The sequence below is a fragment of the Acidimicrobiia bacterium genome (assembly GCA_009694375.1).
Classification (GTDB): domain Bacteria; phylum Actinomycetota; class Acidimicrobiia; order Acidimicrobiales; family VFJN01; genus VFJN01.
The window spans coordinates 27,306-42,550 of the sequence record SHVB01000020.1 but is presented as its reverse complement, the minus strand read 5'-3'; the positions used below and the strand labels follow the sequence as shown (position 1 = coordinate 42,550).

Annotated in this window: 11 protein-coding genes and 1 tRNA gene; 2 read left to right on the top strand and 10 right to left on the bottom strand. The window is 66.3% G+C overall.

Going from position 1 to position 15,245, the window contains the following annotated elements; translation table 11 throughout:
• Positions 1-463, bottom strand: a 463-nt coding sequence (locus EXQ71_11070; GenBank protein ID MSO88040.1) for a hypothetical protein, incomplete at its 3' end; no start/stop codon positions are given.
• A gap of 833 nt (positions 464-1,296) precedes the next feature.
• On the opposite strand from EXQ71_11070, the gene EXQ71_11065 reads away from it, so the two are divergent.
• Positions 1,297-3,864, top strand: coding sequence for a hypothetical protein (locus tag EXQ71_11065; GenBank protein MSO88039.1), 2,568 nt, complete (start codon positions 1,297-1,299; stop codon positions 3,862-3,864).
• A 272-nt stretch (positions 3,865-4,136) separates the two neighbouring features.
• Here the strand turns inward: EXQ71_11065 and EXQ71_11060 are convergent, their stop codons facing one another.
• The 7 genes from EXQ71_11060 to EXQ71_11030 form a co-directional block, all read right to left on the bottom strand.
• A complete protein-coding gene (locus tag EXQ71_11060; GenBank protein MSO88038.1) occupies positions 4,137-4,436 on the bottom strand; it encodes an HNH endonuclease in 300 nt (99 codons plus the stop codon).
• A 274-nt stretch (positions 4,437-4,710) separates the two neighbouring features.
• The gene (locus EXQ71_11055; protein MSO88037.1) at positions 4,711-7,020 is read right to left on the bottom strand and encodes a hypothetical protein; all 2,310 of its coding nucleotides are present in this window, start codon (positions 7,018-7,020) and stop codon (positions 4,711-4,713) included.
• Positions 6,989-7,240 (bottom strand): DNA-binding protein, encoded by a 252-nt coding sequence (locus EXQ71_11050; GenBank protein MSO88036.1) that lies wholly within the window; start codon positions 7,238-7,240, stop codon positions 6,989-6,991. Before EXQ71_11050 ends, EXQ71_11055 begins: the two co-directional genes overlap by 32 nt.
• Positions 7,241-7,471: 231 nt before the next feature.
• Positions 7,472-7,549 (bottom strand) — tRNA-Pro (locus EXQ71_11045).
• 339 nt (positions 7,550-7,888) lie between these two features.
• On the bottom strand, positions 7,889-9,409 hold the full coding sequence (locus EXQ71_11040; GenBank protein MSO88035.1) for an acyl-CoA carboxylase subunit beta: 1,521 nt from the start codon (positions 9,407-9,409) through the stop codon (positions 7,889-7,891).
• A gap of 4 nt (positions 9,410-9,413) precedes the next feature.
• Positions 9,414-10,493: a serine/threonine-protein phosphatase gene (locus EXQ71_11035; protein ID MSO88034.1), complete on the bottom strand. Its 1,080-nt coding sequence runs from the start codon at positions 10,491-10,493 to the stop codon at positions 9,414-9,416.
• Positions 10,494-10,540: 47 nt separating this feature from the next.
• A complete protein-coding gene (locus EXQ71_11030) occupies positions 10,541-11,287 on the bottom strand; it encodes a hypothetical protein (GenBank protein MSO88033.1) in 747 nt (248 codons plus the stop codon).
• Between the two features lie 42 nt (positions 11,288-11,329).
• Between EXQ71_11030 and EXQ71_11025 the strand changes: the two genes are divergently transcribed.
• Positions 11,330-12,526: an aminotransferase class V-fold PLP-dependent enzyme gene (locus EXQ71_11025; GenBank protein ID MSO88032.1), complete on the top strand. Its 1,197-nt coding sequence runs from the start codon at positions 11,330-11,332 to the stop codon at positions 12,524-12,526.
• Here EXQ71_11025 and der read toward each other — a convergent pair.
• Complete coding sequence (der, locus tag EXQ71_11020) at positions 12,495-13,802, bottom strand: ribosome biogenesis GTPase Der (GenBank protein ID MSO88031.1); 1,308 nt, start codon at positions 13,800-13,802, stop codon at positions 12,495-12,497. The two genes, EXQ71_11025 and der, sit on opposite strands and share 32 nt — an antisense overlap.
• A complete protein-coding gene (locus EXQ71_11015) occupies positions 13,799-15,202 on the bottom strand; it encodes a DUF512 domain-containing protein (protein ID MSO88030.1) in 1,404 nt (467 codons plus the stop codon). Before EXQ71_11015 ends, der begins: the two co-directional genes overlap by 4 nt.
• Positions 15,203-15,245: the final 43 nt, after the last annotated feature.

The following is a 15,245-nucleotide window of genomic DNA, read 5'->3' as shown; positions in this document are numbered from 1 at the left end:
CTGACTTCTTCTCGGCGGCCCGCACGACGTCCGCGACCAGCTTGTCGTAGGCGTCCGTGCCCCAGCCACCCTCGGCGGCCACCCTGGCTTCGAGCCGCCCACCGTCGAGGTGGCGGTTTCCCCCCTCGAGCACCGCGGCGGATGCGGACACGGAGATCCCGAGCGCCGTCCGCACCCGCTCGAAGGCGGACGACCAGTTCTTCTCGCTCGGCGAGCTCTTGCCGCGCCCCTCGCCCGCGATCCGCGCGGCCGCAGTCGACCACAGGTTGAGATGCGTCACGCCGGGGTTCCAGGCGTAGGCCTGCAGATGGCCACCGAACCGCTGCCCGGCAACCGTCCCCGCCTCCGTCACGACGCGCAACGGCCACCGATCGTTCTTCATGCCGGCGAGCGACACGGACAGGTGCCCCACCGAGTTGGTCACCCCCTGCACGCTCGCGCCGTGACGGTCGGTGACCGTCACCCGCGCGCCCGCGAGCCAGGACGAAGGCGCAACCGACACACTCAGTACCACGCTCGACGGTGGCTTCACCCGAGGTTGGGAGGGGGACGGCGATCTCAGGGCTCCGCCAGCGGTTTCGGTCGCTACCGGGCTGAGTGCCACGGCGAGGAGAAGGCAAGCCAGTGTGGCACCGCGAACGTTTTGCACGGCGCGAACGCTGCCGTGCGGTCACGACAAAAACATCATCCCTTTCGGATGATTGCGATAGCTCACTCTCCGTGGTCAATCATCCCCTTTAAGTCACCAACGGCCGTCGTTATTCCCGATCAGATGGAGGACTCCAGGCGGAAGTCCGCTGCGGCCGTAAGCGGTTGAGATCCACCTTCAGGTCCTTAGCGAACGGGTCTGTTGCGTTCGCGCTGGCCATCGCTCCTCGGCGAGGCTCGCGGGATGAAGCGCCTCCGTTCGTGTCCACCGATCCAGACCGGGTCGGGGTCTGGAGTTGAACCGAGGTCATACCTTCATGCAGAACCTCCGACGAGGCCACTACGAACTCGCCACCCACGCCCTCCCTGGGCTCACAGTCGCGGCTGCGTTCGACGAACTCGCACGAGAGGCCTGACACCTGATCGCGTCCGCTCCCCCATAGAACCGCGCCCCGGCTGCCGCGAACGCAACAGCGCCGTCAGTCAGCCGGCACACGACTCCCTCCTCTCGAAGCGTGGAGATCACGCGCTAGCCGGAGCGGGTCACATCTGCCACCGATGGGTAGGCTGTCGGACCACGTGTAGCCTGAACCGTCACCGCGGGTTCGCCTGTTCTCACGAGAGATCGGTGGCTTCGGAGGAGTCGCGATGCCCGGCCAACCAGTGATCTTGGGCGTGAAGGTGCGCCTTCCGGTGGGGGTCGGACCCGTGTTCCGCCGACTCCTGGTCGAAGCCGTTCTGTCGGGTGGGCACCGGGTCACGGCGGTGATCGGCGCCGCTGGGTTCGGCAAGACCACGGCGGTGGCGCTGTGGGCCGCGCAGGTCGACGAGCCGTTGGCCTGGTTGACCGTCGACCCAATCGACAACGTCCCGGGGCCGTTCTGGCGGTACCTGGCCGCAGCGTTCGAGCAGACCCCGCTGCTCAGCGGGTCGACATTCACCGCGACTCCAACCGGTCCACCCGGTGATGGCGAATCGCTCGCATCGGACCTCCTCAGACGCCTTGGGCCGGACCCGTTGCCCGGCGTCATCGTGATCGACGACCTCCATCACATCACCGATGCTCTGCTGCTCGAGCAGCTCCGCTTCTTCATCGAGCGAGCGCCGTCGACGTTGCGTTTCGTGCTGGTCGCCCGAAGTCGTCCCGGCTTGCCGTGGGGACGGTGGGCGGCACGAGGCGAGCTCGGTGACGTCGGCGAGGACCTGTTGCGGATGGACGACGACGAAGCGACGGAACTGGTTTCCCGGGTGGCGCCCCGTGAGATGTCCGCCGCGACGAAGAGCACCATCGTCGCCGTCGCGGCTGGCTGGCCGGCAGCAGTCCGTCTCGCTGCGGTCGCGGTCGGCGCCGGGGAACTGCCGGAGCGCGCTGCCCTCGAACTGGTGATCGGTGATCGCCAGCTGTTCGACTTGGTCGCCACGGAGATACTTGCGTCGCTCCCCCAGGACACGCGCGATCTCGTGCGCTTGCTGTCGTTGCTCGACGACCTCGATCCCCGGCGATGCGAGTTGCTCCTCGGTGTGACCGACGGTGCTGGCCTCCTCGACCGGTTGGCCGCCGCTGGCATTCCCATGGTTGCGCTCGATCCCAACGTCCCGAGCTACCGCCTCCATGCCTTGTTCCGCGACGTACTGATCGCCGATCTCGCTCGGACCCGGGACGCGGAACTGCCCGCGTTGCACCGCCGGACGGCTGCGGTCGAGAACGAAGTGGGGAACCCAGCCGGTGCGTTCCGTCACCTCATCGATGCAGGGGACCTCGAGGGGGCCTACCAACTGTTCTGGGCCCTCTTGAGCGATGCGTATCGGAGTGGTTCGAGGCGACGTGGCGCCGAGTGGGTTGACCTGCTCCCGCCGAACTTCATCGGTACCGATGCGTCCAGGGCTGCGGCCTACAGCACCGCGTTGCTGTGGATACGGCGCCCCGTCGAGGCCGGGCGGTGGCACCGCATCGCCTGCGAGCTCGCCGGGGCCGACACAACCGCAACTGAGGACACCGAGATGGCGCTCACGCCGGTGTTCCATGCGCTCGACGTTGGTGACACCGACGAAGTGCGGCGGCTGGTGGGGCAGTTGGCCGCACGTCACGGCCCGGACTTCAGCCGCTCCGACCGCGAGGCGCTGCTGTCGACTGCGATGGCCATCGCCGCCCTCGTCGACGAAGCGCCCGACGCCCGTACCTGGGTCGAAGCGATCGCCGACCGTCCCGACCTCCCCGAACGGGTCCGCGACGTCGCCCACCCCACGCGTGCGGCGTGGGAGCTGTTCCAGCGCGGTCGCCTCGACGAGGCCCAAGCACTCGCCAGCACCGTCCTCGATGCAGGCGCCGAAGACGGCACGGTGCCCGTGCACGCGGCCACGGAACTGTTCTCGGTGCTGGCATTGCTCCATCTCGAGCGTCTCGAACTCGACGATGCCGAGCACTGGGCCCGTCGAGCCGTCGACAGCGCGTCGATGATGCCCCCCTCGTTGCATCAGTGGTTGGCGACGTCGTCTTCCATCGCGGTCATCGAGGCCCGTTCCGGCGCTGCTGCAGCGCTCGCAACGCTCCAGGGCTGGAACCAACCGAACATCCCCGTTGCGGTGGCCGCGCGTATCAGGCTGTCCGCAGCAGAGATCGAGGCCCGCGCCGGCAGTGGAATCGTCGCCAGGCGATGGCTTGACGGCCTCGACGAAACCCCACGCGTACGGCTGGTCCGGGCGCGAATCGCGTTGGGGCGGAACCTGCCACACCACGTGCGAAGGGAGCTCAACGAGCTCGGGCATCTACCGCTGGCGAGACGTATCGAGGCCGACCTGCTGCGGGCTCGGCTCGGTCCGGGCTCTGGGGCAATGGTTGAGGCTCTCGAGGCCGGCGCTGGTGCAGGCTTCCTGTGGACCTACCTTCGGGAGGACCCGGAAACGGTATCGGCCCTGCGCGACGCGGTTTTGAAGAACCCATCGGCGAGATACCAGCCGCTTGGCTTGCACCTGCTGTCCAACTCCCGGCCGAGCGCGCACAACACAGCCAGAGCGCTTCCGCAGTCGCTGACCGCGGCGGAGCTCGCCGTGCTCCGAGAGCTGCAGCTGCACCGGCCATACCGCGAAGTCGCCGCCGAACTCAACGTGTCGGTCAACACCATCAGGACCCACGCCCATGCGATCAGGCGCAAACTGGGCGTCAGTTCGCGCCTCGAGGCCGTGCGGCGCGCCGTCGAACTCGGGCTGCTTGACTGAGCATCCCCATTCAGGCGTTGCGTGTGGGGGCCGGAAACTCGGCCGTGCGTTTGACCTGCGCAAACGCGGGCCGACGATCTCTGGATGCGTCGCACGTTGTATCGCCTTGTGGTCGGGCTCGCCCGGCTCGCTGTTCGTTCCGGCCGCGCCAAGGACCTGGAGATCATCATGCTGCGACACCAGCTCGCGGGGGAGTTATCCACAGGGGTTCCAGGTTTACGTGCGGACCCATCCCCCCCACCACACCCAGTGGCTTTCAGGCTTCGGATCGGTCACCAACGCCACCTAGTCGGCTCATTCGCTGCGGCGTCCCTGGCGTTGCGATCCTTCACGCCTTTGCTGGCGTTGCAGGACCGATGGGCCGGTTGCCAGTTCGTCGGATCGAACATCGACCCATCGAGCATCAGGGGCACGAGGTGATCCACGGTGAGGGACTCACGGTGGCTGCGGTGCAGGCTGTAGTCGATTGGCCTTCGGCATAGGGCGCAGGGCAGCGCAGCCTTCGCCCAGGCCAGGCGGTAAGGCCGTGTCGCCGCCAGCCACTTAGGGCCGTTCGTCCGGGCGGTGGTCATCGCTGCCCGCCCGTCATCGGCACCGGGGGCCAGGGTTGGCTTCTGGTCGATCCGTGGCGGCTGATCGCAGTAGCGGGACAGCGGGCGGGCCGGGGGCGGTAGGCGGCTGCTGGGCGGCCTCGAGGTGAAGCCTGAACAGTTGGATCGTGACGGCATCTCGGACGGCGGCGGGCATGGCCGCTGACCTGGGACGCTGGGGGGGGTGACGCGGGGTGACGCGCCTTCCCATTACCGCCCACATACATACACGCGTAGAGACCAATGGGAACCCGCGTCACCCCGCGTCACCCCCGTGGGAATCTGGGAGGCCGACACCGTTCCAGAACCGGCCCGACGAACCGGTGCGCTTGGCGTGGGCGCCGAGCTCCTTGAGGCGGGTCTGCACCTTCTGCCAGTGGGTACGCGGGTTCTCGCCGGCGTCGACGCACCATCCCTCATGGATGGTCTGTAGGTCGCTGGAAGGGACGCGCAGGCCGCTGGCAAAGACGAGGCCAACCTCGCCGAGGAACGTCCCTACGGTGTCGGCTTCGGCTTGGTAACCAGCGGTGGCGTTGGTGACGGCGTTGGGGGGTGTGAGGCGTTCCTGTGCCCAGATGCCGCAGCCGACGACGGCCCAGGCGAGGACGCCGGGCAGCTCCTCGCCAATGATGCGTTCCGCGAGGTGGGGGTCGACGCGGGTGGCGTGGATGGTCTGGTCGAAGGGAACGAGGTGGACGCGGCGCCAGAGGGCGAAGTCGTCGGCGTTGGCGCGGGGCCGGTGGTTGGTGGCGACGACGAGCTTGTGGGTCGGCGCGAAGGTCCAGTAGTCCTCGCGCATCCGGCGGGCGCGGATCGGATCGCCTCCGGTGAGGGCTTTCACCCTTGAGGCGTCGAGCTCCTCGCGTTCTTTGAGCTCGACGCAGACGGCGAGGCGGGCTCGGAACAGGTCGGTGAACTTGGTGTCGTGGCCTTCGTGACGTTGGACGGTGACGAGCTCACGGCCGACGGTGACGGCGTAGTCGCCGAGCATGGCGGCGAAGATGTTGAGGAGGGTGCTCTTTCCGTTGCGGCCGGCGCCCCACCAGAGGCCGAGGGCCTGTTCGCCTACGTCCCCGGTGAGGGCGTACCCGGCGAATCGTTGGAGGTAGGCGCGCACGTCGGGGTCGGGGAATATCTCCTCGAGGAACCGGGTGAAGGTGGGCGCGGTGGCGAGCGGGTCGTAGGCGCAGCCGGCGAGTTTGGTGACGAGCCGGTCGGGGTCCGGGGGTTGGAGTTTGCAGGTGTGCAGGTTGATGGCGCCGTTGTGGACGTTGAGGAGCCACGGGTCGGCGTCGAGGTCGTCGTGGTCGACCGCGACGCCGGGGACCGAGCGGGCCATCGTCACGGTGTTGGCGATCCCGGTCGCTGACTCGGTTTTCGTGGCGTGGGCGACGAGCTTCTTGCGGTCGTCGCCGGTCACGTTGTGGACGTGCTCGAGGAGGCGACGGGGCACGTCCTTGGCGAGCTCGGCGACTCGCACGTTGTCGTGGTCGAGTTGCCAGCGGCGGCCGTCCCATGCGAGCCAGCGGCGCCACGCTGGGACGTAGCGGAGCGCGTCGCCGTGGGCGGCGATGAGCCGGTCGGCGTTGCCTACGTCGGTGTAGCGGTGTCCGTCGGGGCCGAGGGGGACGCCGGGCAGCGGCGAGAGCGACCGGGCTTCCTCGTCGCTCTGGTGACCGTTGGCGTTGCTGCCCCACCGGGGGCCAGGGTCCTTACGCGGGTCTTTCTGTCCCGTGTCCCAGCCTGATTCGACGGTGTTATCGACCTCTTTTTCGCCGAGGCCGCAGGCGTACCCGGCCTGCACGATCTGCTCTCGGGCACCTGGGAGGCCACGGCCCCAGTAGGCAAGGCGGGACTGGCTGAGGGCCGCAAGGTACAGCGTGTCGTTTCGGTTGAGTCCCTCGGTTGCGTTGGCGATCTCGGCCAGGTCACGGTCGAGGGCCTTGCGGCCGTAAGGGTCGTCGCCGTTGGCTGGCTGGCTGCGGGGCGGCGGTGGGCTGCTCGGCCTCGAGGTCGGCTTCGTCGTCAACAGGTCGTGAACCCATTTTGGGATCGGCGCAATTTCGAGAATGTCGCCGACGACGCTGTACGCCTTGCCGTCGGCACGAACGGACCCAGCGCCGACGACGTAGCCGCCGACGCCTCGAACGTCGATACCTGGGGCGAGTTTCGACGTTGAGCAGCGGAGAGGCTCCCACCCGTCAGGCAACTGGTAGTAGTGGTGTTGGCCACCTGACGGGGTGGTGACGGTGTAGGTCGGGGGCGTGTCGTGCTCGGCGGTGAGTTCCTTCCACCGCTGCACGCCGTCTTTAGTTTCGCTTACGTCGAGGTCGATAACTACGACGCCGGACGGCCCGCAGGCGATGCCGATGTTTGCTGCCGGTGTCCTGGCCCACCACTGTTTGATCTGGGCCGGGTCGTTGGTGGCGTCTTTGCAGCCGCGGGCCGTGACCGGTGACTTGCCCCCGGGCCTGCAAGGGAAGATTGACCAGTTTTGGTTGGCGTTGGCTAACGCTTGATCGAGGAGTGAAGGGTCACGCTGGGGGTCTTGCTGATCTGTGCTCATGGTGACGGTCACCCCGCACCGTCGGTGTGGGGCCTTGCAGGTGGTCGAGGAGGGCTTCGATTGCGGCGGGACGGATCAGGCGCCGACGGTCGAGTTTCAGTGACGGCAGTGTGCCGTCAGCGATCAACTCGCAACATTTTGCCCGGGAGATACCGAGGGCCTGGGCGGCCTCTGCGGGTGAGTACGCCAGTCTTTCGACGACGGGTTTGGTGGTTGCCAAGGGGAATCCTTTCGGGATTCCCGGGAACCACTTCCGGGGGTTGTGCACACCGTGCGTTGGTCGGAACTACTTTAGTGGACGGTAGCAGGGTTTGGTGTGTGTAGGTGGTCAATCGCTGGGGCCGGTCGAGGCACACCTCACCAGCCGGGCCGGGTAGCAACCCGGTAGCAACCTGGGGCCGGAATGCAGGAGGGGCCATCCTTTCGAATGGCCCCTGACCTGCGGTTTTCCCGGTCGGGCCGAGAGGATTCGAACCTCCGACCTCTTGACCCCCAGTCAAGCGCGCTAACCAAACTGCGCCACGGCCCGGGATGGGAAGGAGGAACCTACCAGATGAGGGGGTAGGGATCAGATGCTGTGAACGGCCCATACGAGCAGCTGCACGAAACGGTAACCCAGGTAGACCACCGTGATGCCGATGAGGAGTTTGAAGTGCCACGGTGCCCCTTCGCGCCCGAAGCGGGAAACTTTTTCGGGTTCGGGTATGTCGGCCACCTGGTAACCGCAGGTCGGGCAACACCCCTGCTCGCTCAGGCTGTTGGGATTGTAAAAACGGTCACACGGTTCACAGTGGGGCACTGCCCTTCCTTTCCTCGCCACTCTTAGTCTTCCTGATCACAAGATTCCCGACCGAATGAGCGTTGCCATTCACACGGGGGGCACGCCGTGGCGCCGATCCGAGAAATGCCGGTCCTTCCCCGCTGCCATACGCAGCCGACGGATCAACTCCCCCCGTACATCCGGAAAGTCGACGACGGCATCGATGACGAGTTCCGAGACCAGGCGGTAGAGATCTACGTCTTGCTCATAGAGGCGACGCTGCTCCTCCACGAAAGCCTCCCGGTCGGTCGCATTGGTCATCGCGGCGATCCTGTTGGCAAAGACGGCGTTGACGGCGGCCTCCGGACCCATCACGGCGATTTTAGCGGTGGGCAGCGCAATGGTGGCGGTGGGTTCGAAGGCCGGACCGCACATGGCATAGAGGCCCGCCCCGTAAGCCTTACGGACCACGACCGACACCTTGGGCACGGTGGCCTCGCTCACGGCGGTCACCATCTTCGCCCCGTGGCGAATGATTCCCTGGCGTTCCACCTGGGTACCGATCATGAACCCGGGCACGTCGGCCAGAAAGACCAGCGGCACATTGAACGCATCGCACCACCAGATGAAGCGGGCCGCCTTATCGGCGGAATCCACGAAGAGAGCGCCCCCGAGAGCCAGGGGGTTGTTGGCCACGATCCCCACCGGAGAACCATCAAGGCGACCCAGTCCCACGATCAGTTCCGGGGCGAAAAGCGGCTTCACCTCGAAGAAACTGTCGGCATCCACAATCGAGTCGATGATGGTGTGCATGTCGTAACCCTGCGTGTCCACGGCGGGAATCATCGACGCGCTCAAGACCTGCTTCGGCGGGGCGGCGGCGTAGGTCGGGGGCAGCTCTCTCCAGGTGCTTGGGAGGTAGGAGAACACGGCGTGTGCCTGGTTGATGGCATCAGCGTCACCCTCGGCGAGGTTGTCGCCACACCCCGACACGGTGGCGTGCATGCGGGCACCCCCCATCTCCTCCAGGGTGGCCTGCTCCCCCACCACCATCTCGGCCATCCGTGGAGAGCCCAGGTACATCGAGGCGTTGCCCTCCACCATGATCACGATGTCGCAGAAGGCCGGGATGTACGCCCCACCGGCGGCACTCGGACCAAACAAACAGCAGATCTGGGGCACCTTCCCGGAGAGTTTGACCTGGTTGTAGAAGATCCGCCCCGCCCCTCGGCGCCCCGGAAACAACTCCACCTGGTCGGTGATGCGGGCGCCGGCGGAATCAACCAGCCAGAAGACCGGAACCTCATGGCGAAGGGCGTACTCGGTGAGGCGCACGATCTTCTCGACGGTGCGTGCTCCCCAGGAGCCGGCCTTCACCGTGGGGTCATTGGCCACGACGCACACGCTGCGCCCCTCGACCGTGCCCACCCCGGTGACCACGCCATCGGCGGGGAGGTCCTCAGCCATGGTGTTGGCCAGTAAGGCATCCTCGACGAAGGAGCCGTCGTCGAGGAGGAGGTCGATCCGCTCCCGCACGAAGAGCTTGGACTGACGGGCCAACTTGTCCGCTTCTTTATGGAGGTTGCCCCTGAGCGCACGCTCGGTGCGTCTCGATAGTTCAGGATCCACTCCCCTACCCCTTTCGAATCGCCAGGATGGCGACGTCGTCAGTCATGGGTTCGGTAGCGAAATCCCGGGCGGCTTCGAGGAGGGTCTTACACAGTGTCTCCGGGGGCACGCCCGGATCGCGCCGGAGCATGTTGGCCACCCGTTCCTCACCAAAAAGTTCTTTACCGGCGCGAGCCTCGGCCAAGCCGTCGGTGTAGAGCAGAAGCAGGTCGCCAGCCTCGAGAGGGATTTCCCGGCTCATGTACTCTCCGGCGGGGTCGAGCATCAACAACGGCCCGGTCGCCCGCAGCGGCCGCACCTCCCGGTCGTGCCACAGCCAGGCGGCGGGATGGCCGGCCGAAGCCACCCGTAAGGTCGAGGCCTCCGTATCGAACACGACAACACAAATCGAAATAAATTCCTCGAACCGCTCGAGCGACGACATCTGGCGGTTGAGTTCCTCCAGCGCCTGGGCCGGGTCGCGGTACTGTCGCAGGAAGACCCGCAACAGATACTTGGCCTGGAACGCCGTGATGGACGGCTCGATGCCGTGACCGGTGACATCGCCAATCACCGCCGCAATGCGGGTGGGGGCCAGGCGGAACACGTCATAGAAGTCGCCCGCCATCAGACCGGTGCCCGCCTGGTACAACCGACCCAACTCGAAGCCTTCGAACTGCGGCAGTTCCTCGGGGGCGAGGCGGGCCGCCCAGCGTCGCGGGGCCAGATTCTCCTGGGAGAGCACCTCCTCTGCTCGACGGCCGAGGACGTCACGGTCCTCGGCCAGCCGTGCGTCTCGACGGAAGTGGCGACCAAAGACCACCGTGGCCCCCACCGGCACGAGAACCAGCAGGAACGCAAGCCCCTCGTCGGACGGGCTCAAGATCGCCGTGATCGCCGCCGCCAGGCAGACCACCAGGTAGCAGACGACCGCGTGCATCTCTCGCTGGTAGGCCGAACGGGCCAAGACCGAGGCATCCGCCGCCGGCCCGGCGTCGGCCTCGATCCGCCGCCACACCATCCGCATGCGACGCGCTGACCGGTACCAGAGGACCGACGCGACGAGAGCGGCCAGAGCCACGACCGTAAAACCAGAGACGCGCACCTTCGGAGGCTACCGGGCCAACCGGGGGCGTGGCCGATCTGTCGTGGTCAGGGTCGTCCGGGCACGGCGGTGCGCTCACCCGTCCAGTTGCTCACATCCACCCCCAGCTGCTTCATCCCGTAGATCACCGCTTTTGGGTTGATGGTGGCCGGAGCCCAGTCGTACTGCCACATTCGCTCGTCGCCGGTGGCCTTCACGAACAGGGTGGTCTGTTCGATCGTGAGCAGCACCCCGCGACGGCTCGTGGTCCGTTCGTAACGCTCGGCATGGTCGGCGTCGAGGACAAAATTCATCGAATCGCACTGGTGCACGATGTCGTCGTTGTTCCAGTCCCAGGGAGTGGAACTGATGTGGACCAGGGCGCCATCAGACGGCGTGACGATGCCGTCTTGCGCCCGCAGTTCCACCGGCTCCAAGCAGCAGGCGCAATAACTTCTCAACGTGAGGGTCGTTCCGGCAAAGGGCGGCATCTTTGAGATGGCCACCGATTCGAGGGCACAACCGGCGTAGGAATGGAACGTGTCACCGATCCACACCTCCACCTGACTCGGGAAACTAGAAAACGGCTGGAACTTCAGGAGATTGCAGTTCACTGAGTTCTGATCCACCACGCAGATGATCCCGAGTTGCAGTTCCTTGTAGGCCTGCACGATCTCCCGGCGGTCCAATCCGGTGGCCTCATGAACCACCCGTAGGTTCGGGCCCCGCCCGTTGCTGCACCAGTGCTCGTAGACAAAGTGGCGCAGCTGCTTGGCCGGAGCGGAGAACTCGAAGGACGGAACGTTCTGCGGCATGGCGGGGAGTCTGACACACGCCCGATCACTACTGTGGAGCCGATGACCCCTCTGGAGGTGGCCACGGCCCGCGCCCTCACCCCCGGTTGCGCTGAGGTCTTGCACCTGAACCACGCCGGTGCCTCCCTCATGCCGCAGCCGGTTCTCGACACCGTCATCAGCCATCTCGAACGGGAGGGGCGCACGGGCGGCTACGAGGCGGCCAATGAGGCGGCCGCAACCCTCGGGCACACGTACAACGCCGTGGCTTCCCTCCTTGGATGTGCCGCCAGTGAAGTGGCTCTCACCGAGTCGGCCACCCGGGCATGGGACGCAGCCGTGTACTCGCTTCCGATCGCCCCATCCCAACGCGTAGTCATCAGCCGGGCCGAGTACGCATCCAACGCCATCGCCCTCCTGCAACTCTGCCAACGCACCGGCGCCGAGATCCTGCTGGTGGACAACGACAAGCACGGCCAGATCGACATCGAGGCCCTGGCGGAGGCCCTCGCCCATCACGATGTGGCGCTGGTTTCGCTCGTTCATGTGCCCACCCAAAGTGGCCTCGTGAATCCGGCGGCGGCGGTCGGTCACCTCTGCCAGGCCGCCGGGGTCACCTTTGTCCTCGATGCGTGTCAGTCGGTTGGGCAACTTCCCCTCGACGTAACCGAGCTGGGCTGTGACGTGCTCACCGGCACCGGTCGGAAGTTTCTACGCGGGCCGCGCGGCACCGGTTTTCTCTACATGCGCCAGGCGCTCTTGGAACAGGTGGAACCGGTGATGCTCGATGCCCATGCCGCTGATTGGATTGCCCCTGATCGCTTCACCATCCGTGCCGATGCCCGGCGCTTCGAGAACTGGGAGTGCAACCTGGCGGCCCGCTTAGGCCTGGGGGCCGCCATCGACCATGCTCTGAGCTGGGGGGTGGCGAACATCGCGGCCCGTAACGAAAGGTTGGCGGCGGGTCTGCGGGCCCGCCTCGCTGAGATACCCGGCGTCACGGGACACGATCGAGGTGAACACTTGTGCGCCATCACCACCTTCAGCGTGGCCGACATCGATCCGGCGGTCATCCAGCAGCGCCTGCGAGCCGAGGCCGTCAACGTGTCGGTGGGGACCGCCAGTTTTGCCCGACTCGACCTGCCGCCGCGCGGCCTCGAATCGGTAGTCCGCGCCTCGGTGCACTACGTAACGACCGAAGACGAACTGGACCGCTTCGCGGAGTGCATCAGGACGATCGCTTCCGCACCCGCATCTTGATCGGGGTGGCACCGAGATCGAAACCTTCACGCAGCATGCGCTCCAGATAACGCAGGTAAGTGGGCGGAATCTCGCGATTTGAGAACAGGGTGAAGGTGGGCGGGTCGACGGCGGCCTGGGTGGCGTAGAGAACTTTCACACCGTGCGGCCCGGGCTGGGCTTGCTGGGCCGACCGCATGACCTCGTTCACCCGCCGGGTGGGGACCCGCCGGTGGTAATCCTCGATGCTCAGCGACAGGGCCGGCATCAGTTTGTGCACGCCCTTGCCGGTGAGCGCCGAGATCTTCAGGACGGGGGCCTCGCCGATGAAACGAAGGCGCTCTTTCACCTGGTAGTCGAGGTCGGCTCGGGCTTCGGCATCGGGCAACAGTTCGTGCTTGTTCAACAGCACCACCACGGGACTCCCCGAAACGTCGATGCGCTCGGCGAGACGCTGGTCCTGGGCGGTGACCCCCACGGTGGAGTCGATCACGAGGAGCGCCACATCGGCCTGATCCACCGCCTGCAGCGCCCGGACCAGCGAGTAGTACTCGGTGCCTTCGTCGATCTTGCTCTTGCGGCGCATGCCGGCGGTGTCGACGAAGCGGATCGGTCCGTCCTCGGTCTCCACCACGGTGTCCACCGCGTCGCGGGTGGTACCGGGCATGTCGTGCACGACCGCCCGCTCTTCGCCGATCATCCGGTTGAAGAGCGTCGATTTTCCTACGTTGGGCCGCCCCACCAGGGCCACGGAGAAGATCCGCTCCCCTTCCTCAGGGTCGGTCGCCTCCTCGGCGGTGGAGGGGAGCAACGCCACCAAGCGATCGAGCACGTCACCGGCGCCGCGCCCATGGAGGGCGCTGATCGGATGGGGCTCACCGAGACCAAGAGACAATGCCTCCCAGATGAGGCCTTCCCGGCCGGAGTCGTCCACCTTGTTGGCCACGAGGAGAACGGGGCCTTTGGCCAGCGTTCGCACCACCGTGCCGATGCGACTGTCGTCTTCGGTGATTCCGGTGACCGCATCCACCAAGAGGAGGACCACATCAGCATCCCGAATGGCCTGCTCGCTCTGGCGTGACACCTTCTCGTCGAGCGAGGACCCACTGGCAATCCAGCCGCCGGTATCGACGAGGAGAAATGGAACGCCCTGCCATTCCGCCTCTACTTCCTTGCGGTCGCGGGTGACCCCCGGACGCTCCTCCACAATGGCCACCCGCTTGCCAATGATGCGGTTTACGAGGGTGGACTTACCCACGTTCGGGCGACCCACGATGCATACGATCGGCAGCGTCATCGGGTGGCCACGAAACTGCGGGATGGATCGGCCAGGGCCACGCGCAGCGCATGGCCATCGGTGGCCACGATCTCTACCGGGCGAGGAAGATCCTCCGGGCCGGTGCCATCCAAAAAGCGCCCGTTGGAGAGGCACACATCCGGCAACAGGTACCGATGGCCGGCGGGTTCCGAGGCCAAGGTGCGGGCGATGTCTTCCCCTACCAACAACCCCGTAACACCGGTGGTGCCGCCAAAGAAGCGATTGTCAACGGTCACGAGACGCACATCGGTGCGCCCGAGGCGGGCGACGAGGGGGGCGAGCACTCGAGCGCCGTACGTGCTGGTCAAAATCCCCACGGGGGCGTGCCGTGAGGGGCGGACCTGCAGGAGCTGACCGGCGGTGGCTCGGGTGCCCCGATAGGGCTCGTAGTCGGCGTCGGATGACCCCGAGCCATCGGCCCAGGCGAAGAACCCCGCCTGGGTTCCGGTGGTCGAGGCGGTCTCGTCGAAGAATTCTCGTTCGAAGGTGCAGGCCATACCCACCCCGTCCTCGTGCATGGCGAAGGATTCGTAGGTCTCAGCCGACGGGAACGGTCGCTGGGCCAGGAGGTAGTACTCGTCCCCCACGAAGGCCAACCGTCGCCCCAACACACGCTGATAAATGTCCTGCCAGTCCTCCACGCAATCCACCACTGCTCCGGCTTCGGCCGGGGTGTGGGCGCGCAGGCGCGGCTCGGTGTTGTAACGGCTGATCCCGAGCGGTACGACGCACAGGGAGGCCAGTTCTGGAAAACGGTCGAGCACCCCGGCAAGGGTGTCATCGAGAACGGCCCCGTCATTGGTCCCCGGACACACCACGATCTGGCCGTGTACCTCGATGCCGTGGTCGAGGAGGGCTCGCAGCCATCGCAGGCTGGTGGCCCCCCGGCGGTTCCGCAGCATGGCGGAGCGAACCTCAGGGTCGGTGGCATGGATCGACACATTGAGCGGGCTGAGCCGCTCGGTGATGACCCGCTCGAGGTCGGCCTCGGTGAAGCGAGTGAGGGTGGTGAAGTTCCCGTAGAGGAAACTGAGTCGGTAGTCATCGTCTTTGAGGTAGAGGCTCTCCCGCAGGCCGGGCGGTAGTTGATAGATGAAACAGAACTCACAGTGGTTGTCGCATGTGCGGACTTGGTCGAATAGGGCCGACTGCACATCGACACCGAGCGGTTCCCCCGCGCGCTTGCTCACCTCGAGGGTGATCTGCAACCCGCCGCGCTGCACTTCCAGGATCGGGTCGGCGTCGTCGACCAGAAATCTCCACTCGATGATGTCGCGCGGGACCACCCCGTCGATCGAGATGACCTCGTCGCCGGTAGCCACTCCCGCGTCCTGCGCCGGCGATGAAGCCGCCACGGTGACGACACGAGGAAAGGGCATCGGATCAGGCTACGGCTCCGAGTGGGTGAACCCGCAGTTAGCC

Bases quoted from the DNA above. Each gene is read 5' to 3' on its own strand.
- EXQ71_11030 (MSO88033.1), bottom strand. From the start codon at position 11,287: ATGCCGCAGAACGTTCCGTCCTTCGAGTTCTCCGCTCCGGCCAAGCAG.
- EXQ71_11015 (MSO88030.1), bottom strand. From the start codon at position 15,202: ATGCCCTTTCCTCGTGTCGTCACCGTGGCGGCTTCATCGCCGGCGCAG.
- EXQ71_11025 (MSO88032.1), top strand. From the start codon at position 11,330: ATGACCCCTCTGGAGGTGGCCACGGCCCGCGCCCTCACCCCCGGTTGC.
- EXQ71_11060 (MSO88038.1), bottom strand. From the start codon at position 4,436: ATGACCACCGCCCGGACGAACGGCCCTAAGTGGCTGGCGGCGACACGG.
- der (MSO88031.1), bottom strand. From the start codon at position 13,802: ATGACGCTGCCGATCGTATGCATCGTGGGTCGCCCGAACGTGGGTAAG.
- EXQ71_11065 (MSO88039.1), top strand. From the start codon at position 1,297: ATGCCCGGCCAACCAGTGATCTTGGGCGTGAAGGTGCGCCTTCCGGTG.
- EXQ71_11055 (MSO88037.1), bottom strand. From the start codon at position 7,020: ATGAGCACAGATCAGCAAGACCCCCAGCGTGACCCTTCACTCCTCGAT.